Raw genomic sequence first — 24,402 nt, forward strand, 5'->3', positions numbered from 1 at the left:
GATCGCACCGCCCTTGTTCAGTTCCAATCTTCCTACATCTGTATTAGCAAGCGCTGCTGCTTTTTTTACAACTGCGAACGCTCTAATTAAACTTTCATGAATTTTATACCCTGTAATCGGGAAATTTTCAACAGCGCGTAAAGTCTGAATTCCGTAATATGCTTCAGTAGGTAATTCCTTTCCTCCCAAAAAATCCTTCTCCACTCGCATGTTCTTGTTTGTTATTGACATTTTAATTTCTCCCCTATATTAAATGTAAAACCTAAATAAATCATATGAAGTTATTACCAATCCTTATCAGACTTTATTGTTAAATCGTAGGCTAAAGGCTCTTCAATAATTTTTTTAATCTCTTCTAATTTATTAGTTTTTCCAAGCGTCCACATCAATTTTGCTATGATGGCTTCCGTATTCATATCACCAGATAATATTACTTGATGTTGCGCCACTTTCCGTCCTACTTCATAGAGAAGTATGTCTTCTCCCTCTTCCAGGCATTGAGTAGTAATCACTACAGCAATCCCCATTTCAGTCAACTCCTGAATTTTCGAAAGCAAGTTCCTTCCTTCAAAAGGTAATCCACCGTTACCAAAACTTTCAATAATAATCCCTTTATACAAATCTTTCAAACAATCAAATATCTCTGGCTTTGTACCTGGATACAATTTCATAAGAAAAACATCCGTACATAAATTAGTATTTATTGAAAGTTCATTATGGGAGGACGTTGGCTTCCAATGATATTTCACTTCATCTTCATTTACCTCAGCAACATATGGATAATTCACACTTTCAAATGCATCATAACTTTTTGTTCGCATTTTAACTGCTCTCGTCCCAATAATCACCCTACTATCAAAAACAATAAACACACCACCAACATCCTCACAGGCAAATCTAAGAGCATCAGCTACATTTTTCTTTGCGTCTGTTTTTTTAAAACTAATAGGTACTTGTGAGCCTGTTAAAACAACTGGTTTTCTTAAACCTTGAAGCATATAAGATAACGCAGAAGATGTATAAGCTAACGTATCCGTTCCATGTGTAATCACAAACCCGTCATAGTCATCATAGTGATTAAAAACAGCATTAGCTATTTCCTTCCAATGCTCAGGTTGCATATTGGTACTATCAATATTCATTAAGATTTTGCAATCTAGTTCTAAGTTTCGAGACGACTTCGAAAAATAATTCAATAATTCCTCAGCGGACAACCCTGGAACAAGCCCTTCATTCCCCTCCACAGATGCAATTGTCCCACCAGTTGCAAGTAATAAAATTTTCCTCATACACAACCCCTCCATAAAATAAACAACGATATATCGTTCGCGTAATGCATATTTATATTTATCATTATAGAACTTAATTTGAATTAATCAAGATTTTGTATTCAATACGCGTACTTTTTTTCTATTCTTGATTCTTTTTCTATGTTATAATTAATTTAATAAAATTAGATGGGGTAGGAGACGAATGCTGGAACGTTTATCTAAATTAAGAAAAAATCAAAAATGGTCCTTACAAGAGACAGCAGATCGACTTGGGATTGCGAAAAGCACCTATGCTGGTTATGAAAATGGTTATAGATTACCTTCATTACAATCTTTATCTAAAATAGCCGATTTATTTGATACGTCTGTAGATTATATATTAGGTCGAATTGAACATTCACATCAAAACAAAGATGTAATTGATATTACAAGACTCCTAAACGATTCAGATCCAACACTTTTAATAGATGGAGAAGCACTGTCAACAGAAGAGATAATAGATTTTATTGCTTTTGTGAGAAGTAAACGAGAACTAAGTTCCAAGAGAATAGAAAATATTGAACCAACATTTGAAAGTTGATTCAATAAAGAACGAAGACACTGCACTCTTTGAACTTATAAATACTTAGACAATTAATTGGTAAACAGTTTATATAATGGATTCTTAGCAGCTAGCCTCATTTTGGGACTTATACTTGGAAACAATTCCATTGGTTATATGCTTAATTATTTTTCATCATTTGTGTGGTGGTAGCAGCTATTTTCGGAGGTTTCACATCCAATAAATTAATTATCGTGAAACAAGGACTCCTCGCTATTTTAGCGCCGCTTTCTCTTTTATCTGTCATATAGAACCAAAGCTTTTCAATAAAAGAACTCACTTTTGAAAAAATAGCTATTCTTTCTGTAGATTCATAGGAAAGGATGGCGTTTTTGTATGTCTATTTCTGTATCGAAAGAATTTGGAAGTATAACAGATTTCAAACAAGAATTAGCAAAGTATATAAAGTACTATAATCATGAAAGAATCAAGGAAGAATCAAAGGGAATGAACCCAATATTGTACTAGGCTCATTCCCCAGAGGCTACTTAATAAACTGACCTTTCTAACTTTCAGTGATACAATCTAGTTGAAGTGCTACAAGCAACGAATTTACTACTTTAAAGTTAAGTGTTTAACCTTGATGTACTTAATTCTTTTTTCCAGATAAAGCATACATTATATCTTGATGCTTTATTGTCCTCTTATAATTATGTGGTATCGGGAATTTATTTCGGTGTTCTTTTATTATAATTATGGTTACTGTAAGTGATAAAGCTACAGATATAAAAACGATTAACAAAGCATCTTAATGTTTATAAAAATCCTTTGTTAATCGTTTCTCTTCTCCCTAATCTCCTGCGAGACTATATTTTTTTATTGAAATTTTTCATATCTTATTGATTTATTTATTCTGTAACACCAGATTGGGTTACTTTTACATCAGCTGTTACACGAAAACGTAACTGTTTATAGGATTCTTCCCATTCTTGACTGTTCCATCTTCTTACTTGAGTTCTACCAAGCTTTCTAAGTCCTATAGGATCTGTGCCTTTTTTAATAAATCTCTTTATCAATGTAGTTGCTTTTTTTTCTATTTCTGTTTCCATAATTTTTTCTAATTTTTTTATTTCTTTAGGATTATCTAGATTTTTTGTTTTTGTAAATTCTTGAATTTCAGCTTTAACTTGAATATGAGCATTTACGAATGGATGCTTACTATTCCCCTCCATCTTATATTTTGTTCTGGCTTTTATATTCTCTATCGTGGCGTAAGTATTTGAAGAACCAGGTAGTTTGAATTGGTATGTACCTTGTTTAAAATTATCTGTCAACAATTTAAATACAAATAAATCTTTAGGGTTCACTTTACCAACCATTTTGCATCTTTTAAAAAGTGCTATTCCATCTAACTCCAACACGTTACCTTTTTTAGATATCATCGGTAAATAAGAATCTCTCGCATCATCATTAAGTTGATTTAAAAACATAAAAAAATTTGTTTTTGGTTGCGTTCCATTGTCCATATTTTGCTCCAGTAAAGAGGATAGATAGGAAGCAATTTCTTTTTCTTTAGAATAGTTCCCCTTTAATAATGATTCCCCTTTTACATTTGTAATTGCTAAATAAATTGCATTTCCTACACTAGGATTTCGGTTCAAAGTCTCTAAAATTTCCTGCATTCCCTTTTCAATTATTTTTTCATTAAATATAATAACACGCAATTGCCCCAACTCTAGAGGTCCAGAAGACTTTTCGGATGCTCTTGCAAGAACTTCTCTACCAGTCTGGCCTGATGCTGAATAGATTTTCGTTTCACCTTCCCCGCCTCCTTTATAAGCTGAAATCGCAAAGGTTCCTTTTAACTTACCTTCTGCTTCAGTATCATATGCCGCAACTTGAACTAAGTCAATGTCATCCACAATTTTCGTTTTAGCACAACCTATTAAGAAGACACTTACTATAAGGAAAAGTATCCATCGCTTCATGTTTATCTCCTTAACTTTATTTTGGCGGTTTGAATTAGCCATAGTACAGGTAGGTATACATATATATATACAAAGCCAATTTGACCTGTCCAAGTATTTAATAAGTTAATTTTATTACGGTTATTCAAGAAAAATGATAAAACAAAGATGAATACGATGATAACTGGCAAAACATATTTTTGCTTTATTCCCAGTGCCTCTTTTATACCACGACTTACTCCCCATAATGTAAAGGAAACATTGGGTAATATAAAAAAAGCCCAAACAGAAACAATAATGTATTCAAACCGCTCTATAAAGGGAAATTGTATAATTTTAATCATGCTTAAATATGCCCATATCGCGCTCGCTAGTTGTTTTTCACTAAAAAACGCAAGAGTTAAAATCATAAGGTATGTGTAGACAATAGTCGTTACTAAATTTGCATAGTGCGCATATTTTTGAGACGTTCTTGCCTTTTTAATAAATGGGTAGTACAACAATAACATTTCAAATCCAAAAAAACTAAACATATTTCCTTTCATTCCTTTCATAATTTCTAGGAATGAATGCTGTGCAATTGGAAATAAATTTTGAAAATCTGCATACTGCAAAGGATAAAAAAATGTGAAAACTAGGATACTCGGGATAACGATTCCAAAGAAGCCAATCCCGGCTACCACACGAAATCCTCCAGTCACAATGTAATAACATAAGCCTAAAAAAGCCCCAGCTATAACCCAAGATGAAATGGAAGGAAACATCCAAACATGTACTACCTCAATATATGTATGTAGTGTTGTTGCACCTAACAATACAATATATAATAAAAAAATGAAGTTAAACAATCCACCAATCCATTTTCCAAGTACGTTTTGATTGATTGCAATGATGTCTCCATTACCCTGATTTAAAATCTGATATATGATCCAAATCATAAGATTAACAGATATTCCAAAAAGTAGCGTACTAATCCACGCATCATTTCCAACTAATTTTGCACTAATCCTTTCAAAACCAAGCATACCAACCCCCATCTGTATAGTAATAATTAAAAAAAACACCATATATGGAGAGACTTGGTACTCAATTGGGATCTGTTTCATAATGCTCCTCCCTGTTAAATTCAATCATCAAAATCATTTCGTGATTTGATTTTATTTTTCTCTACCTCTTCTGGATTAAAGCGAAAACGCTGTTTAGACCTTGAAAAAATAGGACGTCGAAACATTGCTGAAATTGGCATACGTATAACACTGTCTTTCCAATCTGTAAGGCGTGTAGGATAAAAAGGGAACAAATAAGGACGTCTTAATGATTCTGTACGTAATAGGCGTGCTAAAAGTAAAGAACTTGTTAAAACAATTCCTAATAAGCCCAACAGGTGTGCAGATATTATAAAAGGAAAACGAATCACTCGAATTGTATTACCAATTCGATATATTGGTGCTGTAAATGAGCTAAGGGCTGAAAGTGCAACAATGATAATAAGTACATTACTTGTAAGACTTGCCTCTACCGATGCCTGTCCAATTACAATACCACCTACGATACCGACAGTTAGACCCACTTTAGTTGGTAAACGTGCCCCTGCTTCTCTCAGTAATTCGATCGTTATTTCTAAAAAAAGTGCTTCAATGACTGGAGGAAAAGGTACTTTACTTCTTGATATGATTAAAGTTTCAAGAAGTTCTCTCGGAATTAGCTCGTAATGATATGTTAAGACTGCAACATATAATGGAGTTGTTAAGACAGAAAAAATAAAAGCAAAAAGCCTTAGCAGTCGAAAAAAAGAAGAAATAATCCAAGGCATGGTATAATCTTCTGTCGTTGAAAAAAAGTCAATTAATGTTGTTGGAAGAGTGATAGCATAAGGCGAGCCATCTACAAAAAGTGCAATTTTCCCTTCTGCTAATACAGCTGCCACACGGTCTGGACGTTCTGTATTCAAAAATTGAGGGAATATAGAATTCGGGTTGTCTGCAATTAACTGAATCAAATAAGTACTATCCAAAACATGGTCTGTTTTTATTTGACTTACCCGTTTTATAATTTCTTGTAGATTTTGATCATTTACAATTCCCTCAATAAATACAATTGCAACAGTTGTGTTAGAGAGAGAGCCTACTTTCAATTCCTTCATTTGTAAATAAGGTGTTGGAAGCTTTCTACGTACTAAATTTAAATTTACATCTAAATCTTCGACAAATGCGATTTGCGGACCCACAATATTGTATTCAATTTCAGCTTTTGTAATATCCCTTTTTTCTTTCTTTGACACATTTACTAATAAACAATTTAATTCATCTGTATCGAACTGAATAAGTATATAGCCATTTAAAATACTATCCTGAATATCTTCCATTTGATTTATTATTTTTGAATTCTCAAAGGGTAAGACAGACTGAATATCTTGTAACGAATCGAAGCTCTTCTCTTTTATATACGTCAAAACCTCTTCATGAAATATATTTACATCAATTAATGTTCTAAAATATGAAATGACTATAGAGGAATTATTAGAAGCAATTTCCAACGTTATAAAATCTTTAGATTTTTTTAGTAATTTCATTAAATCCTGCAAAGATTCTATAGGGCAAACAGATATTCTTTCATGTGGTTTCAATTGATAATACCCTTCCTTTCAGAAAGAACTTATATATAGTTTTCAGGAAATTGCAATTTTTAAAATTAGAGCTGGTGATATGTAAGTATACTTATTGAATTAATAATAACGCCTTTAAAATTAATTTAACCAAAATTAGTTAAAAAATGTATTACAAGTAAATATTAGAAAAATTTTAAAGTAGAATTACGATATTAAAAACATCCCTTCTTTTTGGTTCTAAAGAAAGGATGTTTTTATAACAGGCTTTTTCAAGTTTCTATTCTATAGGGTAAATTTTACCAGTTTTCTTCTCTTTATTATTTCATTAAGTAACATTAGCACTACATTCTGTATGGTTTTTTAAAAATTTCAGTAAAAGAATATATTAATTTCGAGGTGTACAAATAGGGAGGGTGACTTCAACTGTAGTTCCCTTATTCACTTCACTTTCAATAAATACCTTTCCCTGATGTGTTTCAATAATTTTATAACAAATCATTAATCCTAAGCCAATCCCCTCTTCTTTAATACTATAAAAAGGTTCTCCGAGGTATGGTATACGTTCTTTTGGAATCCCACACCCTTGATCGATAAAACGAATGCTTAATTGATTATTATCAAGTATATTTAATTGAATGAGAATTTCCCCTCCCATCGGCATAGATTCAATTGCATTTTTTAATATATTAACAAATACTTGCTTTAACTGATTTCCTTCACATGAAATTAATGGAATACCAGGGTTAAGATCGATTCTAATTTTTATATTGTTCATCATTGCTTGAGGTTGTAGTAGCATTAAAACTTGATCCATTAGCACACTAATATCATTAAGTTGTATTTTTATCACCTGTGGTTTGGCTACCGTCATAAATTCATTTGTAATACTCTCTATACGCTCAATCTCTGATGATACTATATTAATATACCCCTGATTATTCTCATTTTCCGTTGATTTTAGTAATTGTATGAACCCTTTCATTGCAGTTAATGGATTATTAATCTCATGAGCCATTGCAGTCGCTAATTGTCCTACAACAGCAAGTTTTTCAGATTTTCGTAATAATTCTTCTGTTTTTAGCCGTTCAGTGATATCACGAGAAATACTTAGGAAAACTTTTTTACCATTTAAGTTAAAAACACGAACACTAAACTCAGTTGTTATTACTTTTCCTGTTGGAAAAACATATTCATCTTGCAAAGTGAAGGAAGTTTGTCCCTTTTTAATTTTTTCTAATATCCTTACGATCATTTGAGAATCTTGTGGTACTATATTTGAAAATGATAATGAGAGCAACTCTTCTCTACTATATCCAAATCTTCTACACCCAACAGGGTTTACCTCAATAAATCGACTTGGAACATTATCTTCATTCAGCTCTACTACATATACCGCATCAGTTGCTTGTTCGATTAGTGCACGGTACTTCATTTCACTATCTCTTAATTGCTGGTGTAATCGATGCCGTTCTCTTTCTGCTTGTTTTCTTTCAGAGATGTCTCTACATATTGCTGATAAAGCTATCACATTTCCTCTTACATCTAGTATAGGAGAAACTGTCAGACTGATATCAAGAAGACTCCCATCGCTCCGTTGTCTAACAGTTTCTAATCTAGTAACTACCGATTCACCTGTTAGAATTTTCTGAATATTTTCAAGCGATTCTTCCATTAAAAAATCTGGTACACAAGGTAATCTCTTACCTATGATTTCTTGTGATGACCACCCAAATATCTTTTCATAAGCTTTATTAGCTTGTAAAATATGCCCTTCTCGATCAGAAATGGTAATTGCATCTAGATTGTGCTTTATAAATGATTCTAATAATTCTTTGGTAGCACTTAATTCTGATTCTACCTTTTTCCTTTCAGTTATATCAACTGCAGAACCAACAACTTCAATAACTTGTCCATTTCGTTTAATTGGCCTAAGTGCAATAAGAATAATAGTTTTATCATTTGGCCAAGGTAATTCAAATATAATTTCTTTTCCTTCCCATGCCTGAAGATAGTACTTCATCAATTGTGGAACTAAATGTGGAGGAATAATAGAAGCATCAATAGTACGTAAGCTTTTTCCTACCACCTGTTCAGAATAAAATCCGTTTTGATAATAAAACTGTCCATCACATAAAGTGTGTATAAAGTGCTTATCCACTTTTTTAAATTTAAAAATTCCTCCTTGAAGCTCATGTACGGTATCTGTAAGTTCTTGCTTCGATTTTTTTAATTCTCGATTCATTTTAGATAAGTCCTTTGTTAAATAATACAATCTCTGGTAGGCTTCCATAAGAAATAGCCCAATTAAAAGTCCTAACGCTATATATAATAAGCCTCCTGTGTAAAGTAATGTAGTATTAAATAATACGCCAACTAACCACTTTATTCCAATAAAAACAGAAAAATATAAAGATGCACTTTTAAAAGGATGTAGTTTTTTTAAATAAGTTTTAAAAGTAGAAAATAGAATCCCCATACCTAAATAAGCAATAACAGGAGGTTCCCAATACCCTCCAATGTAAAAGATACGCATTAAAATTATGCTAATTAACGTAATCCAACCAGCAATACGACCAAAGTAAATAAAAGATAGAATAAGAGGAACAACTCGAAGATCGTAAGAAAATCCCATGTATGGAAAAGAAAAGAACATTAACGTAACTGCAATAATCCCTCCATAGAGTTTTTCTAAATATCGACTAGGATGAATTGTAAACACTTGAATAAATATTGCTGCGCTAACTAATAAAGAAAAAATAGAAAGATTGATGAAATAATCTTTAATAATCATGTAATGTCCCTCCTTGCATTAAGTGTATTCGACAAAAAAGCTAAAAATCCTACAAATAGTATAAACAGTTCAGATGCATAAAACTTAGAAAAGTAAATAAGGAGCACAGCAAATGAGGTATTTTAATGAAAAATAGTTCGAAAAAGATAATAGCAACCGTTTACTACTATTATCTTTTTTCTTTAAGTTATCGTAATATGTCTGAAACTCTAAAGGGACGTGGTATGTCCTTTCATCGAACAATCATTATGCGCTGAGTTCATGAATATAGAAATTTCATCTGTAATTTTTGAAAAATAACACAAAAAACAAAACTATCTTTAAAACTGGAAAAAACCTATATAAATGTCAACTAATCTATGTACAAAAACATTCACTTAATTTTGTATAAAATTACTCCACTTAAGAAGCTAAGTAGTTCTTCAGGGTTGATTAGAACACCTGTAGATACTTCAGGATAACTACATAATTGTATGAGTAATGTATTTGAAACCTTTCAGTAAAACCATCCACATAATGCAACTAACGCCTTGGTTCAATATTTACTTTTTCGCTGAACGAGTTCTTTTTCTTGAGCTAAGTATTCTAGGACATAAGGAGATATATGCCATTGCAATTTTTCAATTATCTTGGTTTCTAGTTTATTGTCCAGCTCCAATTACTTCGTTACTTTTCAGATTCAGTTCATTATATTTTGTACTTTGTCTTTATACACAACATATTCTTTACCATCCACTACTGCTACTACCGCAAATTCATCATTTGGATTGAATGAAAGCCAATCAACCCACATGTTAGTATTAGCCCCTCCACTCCACATATTATGAACAGTGTTTTTAGTTAAATTCATAACTTTATAAGACGCATTTGGCGCATTTGTTCCCGTCTTTATTTCAAAAGTGTATGCGTTATGAATTTTTTTATAAAAGTAGAAAACATTTGCTGGACGAAGCTGATTCAAAAAATCCTGTTCTTTTTTCTCTGCAATTTTTATCCCTTCTTGCAAAGTGACAACATCTGTTTTTAATGTGTTCCAACTGTTTTTCGCTGCATTCAAGCTAGGGGTTAAGAATTTATATTTATTTTGATCAGCTTTTTGATCAGCTTTATCAATATGTCCCAATACACCCGAATATTGAGAATCTAAATCCTCCCATTGCGTAGACATATAAGTAAGAGCAGTGATAGCACTATCAAGCATACTATGCATATCACTAATATTATGAAATGCAACTCCAACTACACGATTCAATGTTATTTTATAATCTACAGTCTGACGCAATTTTGCTAATTCAGGCTCTAGCCAACCTAACTTACCTCTTGCATCACCTATCATTATGCCACCAGCAATCAAGGTTGGAATAAAGGGGATTTTCACCATGTCTAATCCCTTAGATTCTATGTCTTTCTGATATTTTACTTGTCCTAAAAGGTCCTCTAGACGCTTTTGATCAGCCTCCACATCAGCACCTTGGTTTTTTAAAATCGATAGCAATGTCTCTTTATGACTTCCAAATGTTCTAACATCTTCTCCAATAGCAGTTTTTAATTGAATTAATTCTTCTATTAATACTTTTGCAGACTTTTGATTTTGTTGAATTCCTCCTTGTAAATCTGTAATCCCTTTTTTTAAAGTATCTCCATTTCCAGTATTGATCGCCTCTACTATTGTTTCATAATGATTTCTAAATTTTGCATCGTATTCTATAATGCCTGTCAATGTATCTAAAAGATGTTTTTTTACTTGTGTATTCCATGTAACAGCATGTAATCTTGCATTCTTTTGATCCTGTACAATTTGACTAGGTAAATCTGCATTTCCATTAATAGTTATTCCTTCAAAACTCACATCTGGATTATGAATTAGCAAATAAGAATATTCATTCATAGCTTTTGCAAATAAACCAGCATCTTGCAAAGCTTTTTTCATCTGTTCTTCATTTGCTGAAAGAGACATATCTTCAGTGTTCGTTTGTTCAATTTCAATTGCAAAAGTTTCTATTGGTATGACTGCATAAGTAGTTGTTATAGTTAAAAATGCTGATACAGCGAATAGTTTATTAGGGATTTTTTTCATCATTTCGTATTCCTCCTCTATAGGGTATGGTTTCAAGTTCTAATCTTATTAAAAAGCGATGTCTTTCAAAATAAGTTCTACATCTTTTATCAGTATCGTTTGAACTTTCTTTAGCTGCCTTCAAATCATTAAGTATTAAAGAAAATTTATATAATCTGCTTCAAATTAACCGATTCTGTTGCAAATTTTAAAAAACAAATAAACTACAAGGTTATTTTTTATTCGAATAATACTTATATATAATTGAAAGGCGAAGTCTTTAATGAGACTCCGCCTTTCTGTTATATAAGGATTTATTAATTATCACTTTTCTGTTTAACAGTGTAATCATAGACTTTCTATGTTTTAGATCACTTTACAACAGAATTAATATTTCCCTATTTTTGTGGAGTAACAGTTTCCACTTTTAATTCCTTTATTCCTTCTTTTAATGTAACAGCATCTGTTCGTAATGTTTTCCAACTGTCTTTCGCTGCATTTAAATTAGGTTTTAAGAATTTAAATTTATTTTGATCGGCTTTTTGAGCTGCATTCTCAATATGCCCTAGAACACCCGAATATTGAGAATCTAAATCATGCCATTGCGTGGACATATAAGTAAGAGCGTTAATAGCATCATCAAGCGCCTTGTGCATTTCATTAATATTACTGTAAGCAACTCCAACTACACGATTTAAGGTTACTTTATAATCCACGGTCTGACGTAATTCTGCTAATAAAGGCTCTAACTTACCTAAATTATCTCTTGCTACTCCCACTATGATACCGCCAATTATTGGTAGACCCAAAATAGCACCCTTCATTACATTAAACCCATCAGATTCTAATTGTTTATAATAGTTTACTGATCCTAATACTTCTTCTAGACGCTTTTGATCGGCATCAACATCTGCACCTTGATTTTTTAAAATTGACTGCAAGAGCTCTTTATTACTTCCAAATGCCCTCACATCGTGTCCAATAGAGTCTCTTAATTTAGTTAATTCTTCTATTAGTTGTTGTGCATACTTTTGATTTTGTTGAATTTCACCTCGCAAATCTGTAATACCTTCTTTTAAAGTTTCTCCATCCCCTGTATTAATCGCCTCTACCATTGTTTCATAATAATTGTCAAATGTTGTATCGTATTCAACAATACCATTCAATGTATCTAAAAGCTGTTTTTTTACTTTCGTATCCCAAGTAAAAGCATGTGCCCTTGCATTCTTTTGATCTTGTACGATTCTACCAGGTAAATCTACATATCCATTAATGGTAATTCCCTCAAAATTCACATCAGGATTCTTAATTAACATATAAGAATAAGCATTCATAGATTTTGCAAATAATCCAGCCTTTTGCAAGGTCTCTTTCATTCTCGCTTCATTTGCAGAAAGAGCTTTATCTTCATTGTTCGTTTGTTCAATTTCACTTGCAAAAGTTGTTACTGGTGAAACTACATTAGCAGTTGTAATAGTTAATAACGTCGATACAGCGAGTAATTTGTAAGGGATTTTTTTTATCATTTTATTTTCCTCCAATTTAGGTTTTAAATTTTAGTTCTACTCCTGTTTAAAAGCAATATCTTTTGAAATGAATTCTGCATCTTTATGAATATCATTCCAACTTTCTTTAGCGGCTTTTAAATCATCTGGTATTAAAGAGAATTTGTGGTCTTGCATAGAATCGATATTATCCAGTAAATCTGTATAATTTGCGCCCATTGTATTCCATTGCTTTTGAATATTTGTTAGAGACAATATCGCTTGATCTACAGTCTGATATAGATATGCCAATGTTTCTTTCGCGTTAGTAAGCGAAAGAACTGCTTGATTAGCACGATCTGCTTTCATACTTAATTCTCCGATTTTGTTAGAAATTTCATTATAGGAGTCCATATGCTTAGATGCTGTGACACCAGCCGCTGTTCCTAAACCAATACCAGCTGCACCAAGAGCCGAGAGTCCACCAACAACAGCCGGTGTTGCTGTACCGCCAGTTACAACAATAACTACCGCTCCTCCAATAGCTGCAATAACTAAAATAGCTGCTCCCAATCCACCACCAATTGACCATGCTAATACATCATCAAAATGTTTTTTCTGAGTAGAACGAAGTTGCTCAATTTCAGCTTGAAGTTGTGGAATCGTTGCCTGTTGACCTGCTAATATTGCAGTTAATCCACCTTTCCCATCTGGACCACCAACATTATTTTTAAAATCTGTAGAATTTTGATATAGTTTCCCTTTGAAGTCTTGTAGCATCTTAATCACATCTGTAACTTCTTTTGAATTTGTATTGATTGTAGTAATTAAATCATTTATACCCTCTTTTAGACCTGCCTTATCTTTCTTTTGTACAGTTTCTACTAATGTGTCGTAATAATTTTGAAATTGTTCATCGTAATTTACAATATTACGAGCAGTTTTTTGAATCTGTGGCTTCGCTGTATCTAACCAGTAATTCGCATTGATTCGTGACAGCTCTTGATTAAGGTGAATATTTTTGAGCAACTCTCCCCCCTCTGACCCTAAATCGATATTAGATAAATTTACATTTGGTTGCTTAATCATTGTTTTTGCATATAAATCCATTACTAGAATATGAGACCCTGTTTCAGCCAATGCTTTCTTCAGTCCTTCGGGGCCTAATGCATAATTGCCTACTTTTTGTTCTTGAGCGGTCGTTTCTTGTGCAAATGCATGAATAGTGTTACCGGTAGTAGCAGTTATAACAGTTGCTAATGTAGCTAAAGTTAGTACTTTGAATGGAAATTTTTTCATGACTATTCTCCTTCTTTCGCTAAATGCTTATAATCTTTATGAATTCCCCAAAAACGTAATATTAAAATTTATATGATTGTTCTTCAAGGTAATTTATTACATTTTTTAATTGTCTTAATGTATCTTTTTGAGACTGCTCGTTAGTTGTATCAACATTAGTAGATAATTTTGTAATGCTATTTTTTATTAGATTTAAATCTTCTTTATAGCGCTTTAGTAGATCAAGTTCTACATCTACTTGATTTGCAAACGTATGCAAATCATTTTGTGTAAGAAGAAGCATTGATTTTTGTAAATCAGCTATTGATAATTTTGTTGTTAAATCGTATATTTTTTGATTTTGTTTCTCTAAATCATCTAAATATGCTCGCTGTTCTGCTGTTAATTTATTTACTTCAGCAAAAACGCCAAATGTTTTCTTAATCTTTTCGGTATCAATGACCTTCATCAGGTCATACTCTTGTGTTTTTGCTGCGGCTGCGGCTGCTATTTCACCTTGTTTGCTTTTCTCAATTGCTTCACGAGCTGCTTTTTTTGCTGATTCAATCTCTAGAGCAGTTTTACCTTGCTCTGTTGCTTCTTGCACTGCTTTTTTCTCAGCTTCTAGAATAGAGTTGTTAATTTCTTTTCCTTTGTTATACGCTGCCACCCCTGCTTGAGCAGCTGGTTCAATAATTTCTTTTGAAAGACTATAAACTTCTTTGAATATAGCAAATCCCTGTTCATTTAAAGCCCCTGGTATTAATGCAATTTGCTGTAAATCATTTTGAATTGCTTTTTTGGTATTTAATATTTCATTTTTTAACTGATCTATTTTTCCGGTTCCATCTGTACTTAGTATGCCTTGCGCAGTTGCCACATCAGTATCAAAATCTTTTAACTTTTTATCAAGCTGTAATTTAAGATCTGTTAATTCATTGATTTGCCGTTGCGTATTTTCTTGATTCGTCATAGCCATTTCTTGAAGTACTTCAAGTCTATCCAAAAACCCTTCTCTATCTTCTTTATTGTCTACAAACGATTTTAATGTCGGGTAATAGCTATTAAATTTTGTTACAAATCCTTTACTTTTTGAATTTAATAGAATTAACTGTGGATAGAGTTCCAATGACCATTCCTTCATATCTTGTTTGATTAGGAATTGATTTGTATTTAAAGCTGTGACTTCCTCTAACTGTACATTAGGACTCATTAAAGATTGATCAATATACGTTTGAATTAATTTAGATTGTGCACCTAATTTTCGTAATGAAGAGGAAATATCCATGCCTTCTTGTTGAGTTTCCGCTTGAACGATTGGTGTTGCGAGAGTATTGATAGGAATATTTCCTCCAGTTACAATGGATGTGACTAATAATCCTGTAATTATTTTATTTTTCATTCCGTACACTCCTTTACCACTGTTTTTATAACTTAATTCATATAACTTGTACGACCTTTCTCTTTGTAAACTGGTTAGGAAGGAGAAATCTTTCAGATAGGTTAATATTGTTATTTTTCACTTCTAATAGGATGTAAGGATTTTATTTATCTCTCATTTCGATACTCTATTTTTCAAAAATAAATAATAAAAATTTATTAAATATATTTGAATCAGGCATCCTATGAATAATAATTTATTAATTCTTCCCTAGGGTTGCGGTTTAACTTACAGAACTGCGAGAATCAATAAACCAATGCTTACGGTTAATCTTGTCGTAACATTGTTTAATTTCAATTTCATAATATACCTCTTAGTTTTGTCAGCAAAATCCTTACTAGACTACAAAAGGTGAAATTATGCTGTACATTGCTTATACTTTTATTGCGGAATAACTTCACTTTTGTTATGCAGAAACTTAGAACAGTTTTATTACAAATTTGATTCTTTTAAGATTCTTGGCCCCTTAAAAATAGATTGATTTTTTAGAAAATTAATCCCGACACAATGTTACTTACAACTACACTATAATTCCTATTAGCGTAACCTTCTCCTTTCTGTCTGGTCATACCAGTTATGTTGTTCATTAAAACATTAAATTTTTAATGCGTAAATAGAAAAATTTTGTCGATTATACTCGATAATTTACCGTTAAATAAAAATATGAACCGAAAAAAATTATACAAATATAGTTATTCGTAAATTTCATTTCTGTAATTGTAATGATTACAAATTAATGTATATACGGTTAAAAAATAACTATTTTAGATCAACCAAGAAATTTTATTTTAGAAAAAATACTTATAGAATAATATAATAGGTCTTTTTATACTTTTTTACCTTTATTTAGTTATGTATAATTGCATAAAATATAGATATATTTAGTAATCTATGTTATATTGTTGATTTTTCCACAAAACATCCTAATATCACCATTAACAAATATTCATTATGAAGATATTAGTCTATAAACTTATCATCGTTATAAACATAGGTTTTAAATTACAAAAAAGCTGCAAAGTTTCCTTGGAGCACTTTGCAGCCTTCTGTCTTTTTGTTTCCTTTAGCAAAATAATGGTTAGTGTATTTTCATTTTTCGGGATACTTATACCCATCTTTAAGTCTTTACATTGTAGACAGCAGGTAACAAGCTTATATTATTGTATATTTTTCACGGTACTGCCTAGGAGTCATGCTAGTGATTTTTTTGAAAACTCTTATAAAATAACTTTGGTCATTAAAGTTAAGCCAAGCACAGATATCTGATAACGAATAAGTAGTGAGTGTTAATAATTTTTTTGCTTCTTCCACTCGTTCCCTTTGAATATATTCGCTTAAAGTGATTCCCATTTCTTTTTTAAATAGTTTAGACAGATAAGTAGGCGTAATTTCTAAATGATTAGCAAGTTCATTCAGAGATATTCCATCGTAAACATTTTTATTAATATGTTTTATACATGTAGTAACCGCGTAAGAATACTTTTTTGCATTGTATTCTTTCACACGATCTGCAAAGGTACGTAAAGCGTCCCCTGACAATCGCTTTACAGATTCTACATTATCTAATTGTTCTAAGGTTTGTATATATAAAATACTATGAGCAAAAGCAATATCTGGTGGCAGGTTTCCTTCTATTGCATATCGAGTGGCTAAGGTAATCGCAATAATTCCAAGGTTTTTTTGATTCCTGAGCGGATCCTCTATTAGCATAAGTTCAACATCTTCTTGCGAAACCGCATACATATACTGTATTAACTTTTTTTTATTTCCTTCTTTGATAGTCGAAAAGAAATCATTTACTAATGCCATATTGTGAGTTTTAGGTTTGTTTTGTCGGCGTTTTAATATATATAAATCAGGTTTCACAATTTTATTAGGAACTTCCTCTAGTACTTTATTTTTTTCCAAAACAATATCTACATCTAACTTTTCATTGAAAATCATGTAATGTAATAAAATTCCCATATCAATTAATGTAGTTTTTTTAATCTCAGATAAACACTGATAATAGGCAAGTCTTTCTTGAATGTTATCATTTGATTTAAATTCTTTCTGAAATTTTATGATCATATCATCTGAATCTTTTGGATGTATAGTAGGACCGATTATAATAGTCCCTTTAATATCATCATGATTTTCTATATGAATTAGAACAAAATTTTCAAGATAGTTGTTACTTCGGAAAAGTGGCAAGTTACAGGGATCATTTTCTTGATAAATATCAGTAAGATGTTCTTCTTTTGAAGAATAAAAAGGACTACAAACATTATCAGATGTAGAATGATATAAAATTTTTCTGTCTACAGATAAAATATGCACAGGGGCATTAAATGCTTTATGTGCAAGATCACACAAGTGTTGTATATCGATGGAAGTATTCATTACATTCTCCTTTATAGATCCATAAAATATATTCTGTTATATATAATTCACGACAAATAATACTATAAAATATCAAATTAGTACAATTCACAACAAAATATTACTATATCTTTTTTATAAAAATCATATATTATTTAATTGTAGTTAGCATCTAAATATCAGAGTAGATAAGTAAATGAAATACACTAAGTTCTTTTCTTAATTCTACAAGATATAATTATTGAACTTGAGAAAACAGTGAAATACTACAAAATACAGTGGTAGTCAATGCGAGGACCAAGCTGGAAAGAGGTTTAAAATGCAGCGAAAGTTACAGGAGGTACTGTATCACCGCAAGAAACAACAGTCAAAGTTCCAATTCAATCACTTATACAAATTGAATTCAAAAAATAAATACTGCTAATTTAAATATGAAACTGAAAAACCACTTCGTTCCAAATTTAAAAAAGATAATAACGAAGTCATGAAATTGGAAACAGCTGAAAGTGATAAGGCTATTTTTGAAGCACTATGCTTTGAAAAATACAAGGTGTAGGAAATTCAAGTACTCAATTAAACATTTAATTGAGAGAAAGGTCTTTTCCTCAACAAAAAATAAGAATAAAAAACGAATGGAATACCCAAAATTTTTATAACTAGTCGCAACATTAGTTTTACTTTCCACAAAAGAGGAAAAAATATATATACTTTACAAATACTAAGAAGAGCAAACTAGATAGTTTTATTACCGCATCACATAAAGTGAAACTTTAATCAGTGGGGGTTTTGTTCATCCCCCACNNCTAACTTCTTTGCTTCCGCTAAATTTTGAGGTAGGGGTCTTACTTCCCACAAATAGCGGGATAAACTTATTATTCATTTCCAAATACAATAGTTGTTAATCAACAAAAAAACTTCAATAATTAAGGTGCACAGTAAATTGACCTCAAAACAGTAATTACTACAATATCAGTTTTTACTTATTCTATAAAAAAGAAATATCACTTGATAATTATTCCTTTATATCGATTTAGACATATTTTTTTTTATTATAGCAGCTTAAGTATCATGGAATTAAAATTACAAACAATACCAAAACTCTTTTAACGGCCCATACATCATCCATATTGAATTAATTATCTTTCGATACCTATTCCATTAACACAACTACAAAAGGTTATTACAAAGGAATCTGAGAGGTTTTTTCAATTTCAAAATTTATTTTTTTTGTAAATTAAAGGAAAAATAATCCGTATGTATACGGATTATTTTCTTAGTGTAATCTGTATTGACCTGTTAACTGTTTTTCAGGCATTCGAAATAAGCGTTTTGTAATCTCTCCACCGATCGAACCATTTCCAGATGATGATGTATCAGGTCCCGGTGTGACTCCTAGTTCAAAAGCAATTTCATACTTCATTTGCTCAATAGTACTTGTAGTAGCAGAAGTAAGAATTTCATTTGTATTATTTTCGTATCTTTGAATATTTATAATTGCACTTCCAATATATTTATAAATAACATGTGCCTAATTATGCTATTTATGCATGAGTAACCTAATTTCTTCTAATATTTTTATGAGAACCCTTTCCCTCCCCTTATGCCACCAATTAAATTTGAAACATAAATGTACATTGCATTTCAATATGACAATAAAATCTACAAAAGCAACTAATTTACTACTTTAAAGTTAAGTGTTTAACCTTGAAGTACTTAAATTCTTTTTTCCAGATAAAGCATACATTATATCTTGATGTTTTATTGTCCTCTTATAATTATGTGGTATCGGGAATTTATTTCGGTGTTCTTTCATTATAATTAAAGTTTGAAGTTCTATGCTCAATACTTTTGCGAGAACATGATAGTTATATCCATTGTTTAACAGAGAAATTATGTCATAAAACATAGTTTTTCCGCCTACTAATTTTACTAATCTATTCTTTAACTCATCCCTTTTTTCTTTAGCTTCATCCATTTCTAACAACATGGATTTTTTATTTGTTTGCTTAATGTATTGAGTATATAACTCTGGGAATTCTTTTTGGACTTCTTTGTTTAATACTGGTTTATATTTAATCATATAAGTAACTTGTAACAATGAGCGTTTTAACAAACTATCTTCAATGAGATACGCTACTTTATTAAATAAATGTACATATTCCTTAATATTGGAATAACTATTAAAATGAGCTAATACTCTACTTTTTATACTAAAAGCCTTGCCTATATAAATAATATTGTCATTATAATCTTTAATAAAATAAATACCACTGTCATCTTTTTCTAATTCATTATCCAGTTCTTCTAGACTCATAAAATGCAATTCACTCATACTTTCCTCTCCTTATTAGTTTTAAATCATGAAAAACAGGCAAAGTTTCTAAAAAATGCACTCAGCTGTCCTAGGATTTTTCATTTTATTTCTTGCTAAATGTCAAAAAACTGTTTCTATGTTACTCAACTATCAATATGATTATTAATAAAATTTTCTATCATTATTATCTCGCAATTTTATCATGTAATTTCGAGATCGTTTCCTTATTTAAATTACTGTGTTTTATCGAATAAAAGAAATATATGACCGCCCCAATAGTAATCCAAATACTAAAGTACATCCATGTTCTCAACGGTAAATTTAGCATTAAAAACACACAACAAACAATTGAAACACTTGGTAATACAGGTACAAAAGGTACCATAAATCCACGTTTTAAATTTGGGTGTGATTTACGGAGAATAATAACTGATAGACAAACTAACGCAAATGTCACCAAACTACCGATATTAACTAAATTAACCAATTCTTTCAAATCAATAAACCCAGCTATTATAGAACTCCCTATTCCTGACAATCCAGTTATAAAAGTGGGTGCTCCAGTTTTCTTATTAACTTTCGCAAATGATTTCGGTAACAATCCATCACGACTCATTGCAAAGAATACTCGTGTTGCCGCATACATATTTGAAAAAATAACAGCCATAAGGCCAATTACAGCACCTGCAGCAATTGTACCAGCGACTTTCCCTTGTCCTACCACTTCCATTACATAAGCCATTGCCTCAGGAACATTTAATTCTTTATAGGAAACCATTCCTGTCATAACAAGGCATACCATAACATAAATAATTGTACATATGATTAATGATGCAATAATACCGATGGGAAGATTACGTTTCGGATCTTTTACTTCTTCTGCTGAAGTTGCTAATATATCAAAACCCGTGAAAGCGAATAAAATAGCTGCTCCACCCGTAAAAATCCCACTTAAACCGTATGGTGCAATTGGTATCCAGTTCGTTGGTTTTACATAGAATATACCAACTGTAATAAACAATAAAATCATACCAATTTTAATCAATACCATTATATTATTGATTCGTTTACTTTCCCTCGTACCACGGGATAACATCCATGCTAATATTAATGTAATAATTACTGCTGGTAGATTTACCATACCACCATGCGAAGGAATCGTTACTAGAGCTTTAGGTATCTCTAATCCAAATCCCTTTATTAAATTGTGGAAATAGCCTGTCCATCCAGCAGCGACAGCCGCTGTTGCCACGATATATATTAACAGCAATGACCAACCTACTAGATGAGCAACAAACTCACCAATTGTTGCATATGAGTATGTATATACACTACCAGACGCCGGGAGTGTAGAAGCAATTTCCGCGTAACATAATGCTATAAATCCGCATATAATTGCTGCAAGTACAAATGAAAAAATAACTGCTGGACCAGCATCTCTTGCTGCAACTAATCCAGTTAACACAAGAACGCCCGTTCCAACTATCGAGCCTACCCCTAACATAATTAAATCAAATGCTCCTAATGTTTTCGTTAAGGTCTTGCTTTGATTATGCTCTAACAATTTTGTAACGGATTTCTTTTTTAATAACTTACTCATATTCTCTGTATCCCCTTTAAAATAAGGTTTGTTCTTCTCGTTATTGTTGTATATAAATTTATTTAGTTATTACATAGTCTTATAATATTTCTTTTACGTTAAATAATTTTGAAACATTCTATTTTTTCTCTTTCCTCCAATGTTCAACAAACATCAGCTATAATGTGTTATAGCCCATTCAATTTATCTCCAAAAATATAAATAAAAGATTTTGTCATTTCAAATGGATAATTAGTTTTGTGTCCCCGATAATGGTATGATAAACAAAAAGAATTTATTTATTTAATTGAGTTTCACTACAACTTACGGTATTTTTCTTCCGTAATATACTAACAATATACCCACATACACCGCCTATAATAGCCGGAACCCCCCACCCTAAACCTACACTATATAAAGGAAGAAAATGCTCAAAAAAATTATTGATTATTTCGCTTTCTATTCCGGTAGCTTTTAATCCATCTAACGAACTAAAAATAAATGTCAATATCAAACTCCCTTGATATACTTCAAATCTACCATTGAATACAGAATGTAAAAATGTTAGGAATATTAAGCTAATAGCAATTGGATACATAGTTATTAATACAGGGATTGAAATCTTAATTAATTGTGTTAATCCTATATTCGCAACTAGTGTACTGAAAACAGACAAAATAATGGCAAGTTTTTTGTAAGAAATCTTTGGAAATAATTTATGAAAAAAAGAAGAACAAGCAGTGATAAGTCCTACGCTTGTGATTAAACATGCTACTATAATCATTACACCTAAGAAAATTGCACCATACGAACCAAAGTAATAGTCCGAAACTTTTGCTAAAACTTCAGCCCCATTATTTACACGACCTAGTTTTTCTACACTAGAAGCGCCCATATAGGAAAGGGCAGTATAAATAAGAGCTAAGAGTGTAGCAGCAATAGCCGTAGCTTTTACACAAACAATCATAAGTTGCTTTTTAGTCGTAGCTCCTTTTTCTCTAATTGCATTCACAATAATGATTCCAAAAACAAAAGCTCCAAGAGCATCTAATGTTAAATATCCTTGTTGAAAACCTTTAAAAAATGCATCTGATACGTACACTTCAATAGGTGCTTGAATTCTTCCAATTGGGTGAATAAAAGCAACGACTACGAGAATCCCAATAACAGTCAATTTGATAGGAGTCAAAACTTTTCCAACTACATCAATAATTTTTGTAGGATTAAGGGATAATAAGCATGTAACTGTGAAAAATAAGATTGTAAATACAGTTAATGCAACAGGACCTGCATCATTTGATAAAAACGGTTTAATTCCAATTTCAAATGAGACATTTCCAGATCTAGGGATAGCATAAAAGGGACCAATTGCTAGATAGAGAACGATCGCAAATACAATACCAAACACCGGATGCACACGACTAGCTAAAGATTGCAAATCACTTTTACCTGAAAAGACAAATGCTGTTATTGCTAACAACGGTAAACCAACTCCAGTAACTAAAAATCCTGCATTAGCTATCCATACATTTTTTCCAGCCATTTGACCAAGCATAGGTGGAAAAATTAAATTTCCTGCTCCAAAAAACAATGCAAACAGCATCAATCCTATAATAATGATAAAGGAAGTAGGAACTTTATTTGACATAACAACTCCTCCGATTACACATTTGTATACGCTCTTTATTTTCCCCATAATTTATATATTAATATAGTTTATTCCAGCCTAGAGCACCGTTACGAAAGGCAATGTATGACCCCGCTCCCTATAAGAGAATAGCAACAAGCTTTTAAATTAAAATAACAGCTTACATTAAGGGATGTGAAGTTACGTCTAAACAAAGCCTCTCACTTACTAGTTAAACGAGACATTTCCATAGATTTTTGCGTACAACGTTTCATTGCTGAAATGATAGCTGTTCTTAAACCTTTTTCTTCTAGTGTTGCTACAGCTTCTATCGTCGTTCCGCCGGGAGAACAAACCATATCCTTCAATTCACCTGGATGTACTCCCGTTTCCAATACCATTTTTGCAGAACCTAATACAGCCTGAGCCGCAAATTTATAAGCTTGTTTTCTCGCCATACCGTCAAGTACAGCAGCATCTGCCATGGCTTCTATAAACATATACACATATGCTGGAGAAGAACCACTAATAGATGTAACAACATCCATTAGTTTTTCATTTACGACCTCCGTCTGGCCGAAACTATTAAATATATTTAGTACCTCTTTTATATCTTTTTCTGTAACCATTTCATTAAAAGATAATGCAGACATTCCTTCCCCAACAAGTATCGGTGTATTAGGCATTACTCTAATAACCTTTAACTTTCTATCAAATTCATTCTCAGTGCTCTTAATACTTTTTCCTGCAGCAATAGTTACAACAATTACATCATTTTTTATTTGGTCTTTTATTTGGTTAATTACCGATGTGTATAAGTCTGGTTTAATTGATAAAATTAAAATGTCGGCACCGTTAGCGACTTCATTATTGTTAGTAGTTATAGTTATGCCATATTTATCACTAGCATTTTTTAAATTACTGACATTTAAATCTGAACAAATTATTTGATTTGGAGACACTATATTTTTATTAATCATTCCACCTATCATAGCAATACCCATGTTTCCACATCCGATAAATCCTATTTGTTTATTCATAATAATTTGATCTTGCTCCTTCTATTCTAAACTTTATTGATTTT

16 protein-coding genes and 4 pseudogenes are annotated in these 24,402 nt (G+C 31.6%); 3 read left to right on the forward strand and 17 right to left on the reverse strand.

The window, feature by feature from the left end; genetic code table 11:
• Window positions 1-231: pseudogene (locus COL05_RS15530) on the reverse strand (lyase family protein); the annotation flags it as partial.
• Between the two features lie 53 nt (window positions 232-284).
• Window positions 285-1,289, reverse strand: a complete 1,005-nt coding sequence (gene ansA / locus COL05_RS15535) for an asparaginase (RefSeq protein WP_098669271.1) — start codon at window positions 1,287-1,289, stop codon at window positions 285-287.
• Between the two features lie 184 nt (window positions 1,290-1,473).
• Between ansA and ansR the strand changes: the two genes are divergently transcribed.
• The 3 genes and pseudogenes from ansR to COL05_RS15550 all read left to right on the forward strand — a co-directional run.
• Window positions 1,474-1,851 carry an HTH-type transcriptional regulator AnsR gene (gene ansR / locus COL05_RS15540; protein WP_098669272.1) on the forward strand — a complete coding sequence of 126 codons (378 nt, stop codon included), beginning with the start codon at window positions 1,474-1,476 and terminating at the stop codon, window positions 1,849-1,851.
• A 69-nt stretch (window positions 1,852-1,920) separates the two neighbouring features.
• Window positions 1,921-2,123, forward strand: a pseudogene (locus COL05_RS31900) (DUF1304 domain-containing protein); the annotation flags it as partial.
• Between the two features lie 103 nt (window positions 2,124-2,226).
• Window positions 2,227-2,340: pseudogene (locus COL05_RS15550) on the forward strand (IS3 family transposase); the annotation flags it as partial.
• Between the two features lie 380 nt (window positions 2,341-2,720).
• On the opposite strand, the gene COL05_RS15560 reads toward COL05_RS15550, so the two are convergent.
• From COL05_RS15560 to proC, 15 genes and pseudogenes are all read right to left on the reverse strand, one after another.
• Window positions 2,721-3,800 (reverse strand): Ger(x)C family spore germination protein, encoded by a 1,080-nt coding sequence (locus tag COL05_RS15560; protein ID WP_098669274.1) that lies wholly within the window; start codon window positions 3,798-3,800, stop codon window positions 2,721-2,723.
• A gap of 2 nt (window positions 3,801-3,802) precedes the next feature.
• A complete protein-coding gene (locus tag COL05_RS15565; RefSeq protein WP_098669275.1) occupies window positions 3,803-4,885 on the reverse strand; it encodes a GerAB/ArcD/ProY family transporter in 1,083 nt (360 codons plus the stop codon).
• Between the two features lie 20 nt (window positions 4,886-4,905).
• Window positions 4,906-6,405: a spore germination protein gene (locus COL05_RS15570; RefSeq protein WP_098669276.1), complete on the reverse strand. Its 1,500-nt coding sequence runs from the start codon at window positions 6,403-6,405 to the stop codon at window positions 4,906-4,908.
• A gap of 367 nt (window positions 6,406-6,772) precedes the next feature.
• The gene (locus tag COL05_RS15575) at window positions 6,773-9,178 is read right to left on the reverse strand and encodes a PAS domain S-box protein (protein ID WP_098669277.1); all 2,406 of its coding nucleotides are present in this window, start codon (window positions 9,176-9,178) and stop codon (window positions 6,773-6,775) included.
• 415 nt (window positions 9,179-9,593) lie between these two features.
• A pseudogene (locus COL05_RS32340) lies at window positions 9,594-9,836 on the reverse strand (IS4 family transposase); the annotation flags it as partial.
• 21 nt (window positions 9,837-9,857) lie between these two features.
• Window positions 9,858-11,258 (reverse strand): hemolysin BL regulatory component HblB, encoded by a 1,401-nt coding sequence (hblB, locus tag COL05_RS15580; RefSeq protein WP_098669278.1) that lies wholly within the window; start codon window positions 11,256-11,258, stop codon window positions 9,858-9,860.
• Between the two features lie 374 nt (window positions 11,259-11,632).
• Complete coding sequence (gene hblA / locus COL05_RS15585) at window positions 11,633-12,760, reverse strand: hemolysin BL binding component B (protein WP_098669279.1); 1,128 nt, start codon at window positions 12,758-12,760, stop codon at window positions 11,633-11,635.
• Window positions 12,761-12,796: 36 nt separating this feature from the next.
• Entirely contained in the window at window positions 12,797-14,017 is a 1,221-nt protein-coding gene (hblD, locus tag COL05_RS15590; RefSeq protein WP_000714435.1) for a hemolytic enterotoxin HBL lytic component L1, read from the reverse strand.
• A gap of 61 nt (window positions 14,018-14,078) precedes the next feature.
• Window positions 14,079-15,398 (reverse strand): hemolytic enterotoxin HBL lytic component L2, encoded by a 1,320-nt coding sequence (gene hblC, locus COL05_RS15595; RefSeq protein WP_098669280.1) that lies wholly within the window; start codon window positions 15,396-15,398, stop codon window positions 14,079-14,081.
• A 1,191-nt stretch (window positions 15,399-16,589) separates the two neighbouring features.
• A complete protein-coding gene (locus COL05_RS15600) occupies window positions 16,590-17,819 on the reverse strand; it encodes a helix-turn-helix domain-containing protein (protein WP_098669281.1) in 1,230 nt (409 codons plus the stop codon).
• A gap of 1,252 nt (window positions 17,820-19,071) precedes the next feature.
• Entirely contained in the window at window positions 19,072-19,290 is a 219-nt protein-coding gene (locus COL05_RS15615) for a small, acid-soluble spore protein, alpha/beta type (RefSeq protein ID WP_098669282.1), read from the reverse strand.
• A 198-nt stretch (window positions 19,291-19,488) separates the two neighbouring features.
• The gene (locus COL05_RS15620) at window positions 19,489-20,130 is read right to left on the reverse strand and encodes a nucleotide excision repair endonuclease (protein WP_098669283.1); all 642 of its coding nucleotides are present in this window, start codon (window positions 20,128-20,130) and stop codon (window positions 19,489-19,491) included.
• Between the two features lie 166 nt (window positions 20,131-20,296).
• Window positions 20,297-21,712, reverse strand: a complete 1,416-nt coding sequence (locus COL05_RS15625) for an amino acid permease (RefSeq protein WP_098669284.1) — start codon at window positions 21,710-21,712, stop codon at window positions 20,297-20,299.
• Between the two features lie 274 nt (window positions 21,713-21,986).
• Window positions 21,987-23,339: a branched-chain amino acid transport system II carrier protein BrnQ5 gene (gene brnQ5 / locus COL05_RS15630; RefSeq protein ID WP_098669285.1), complete on the reverse strand. Its 1,353-nt coding sequence runs from the start codon at window positions 23,337-23,339 to the stop codon at window positions 21,987-21,989.
• Between the two features lie 200 nt (window positions 23,340-23,539).
• A complete protein-coding gene (gene proC, locus COL05_RS15635; RefSeq protein WP_098669286.1) occupies window positions 23,540-24,358 on the reverse strand; it encodes a pyrroline-5-carboxylate reductase in 819 nt (272 codons plus the stop codon).
• Between the last annotated feature and the right edge of the window lie 44 nt (window positions 24,359-24,402).

This window comes from Bacillus sp. AFS059628, assembly GCF_002571225.1.
Lineage (GTDB): Bacteria > Bacillota > Bacilli > Bacillales > Bacillaceae_G > Bacillus_A.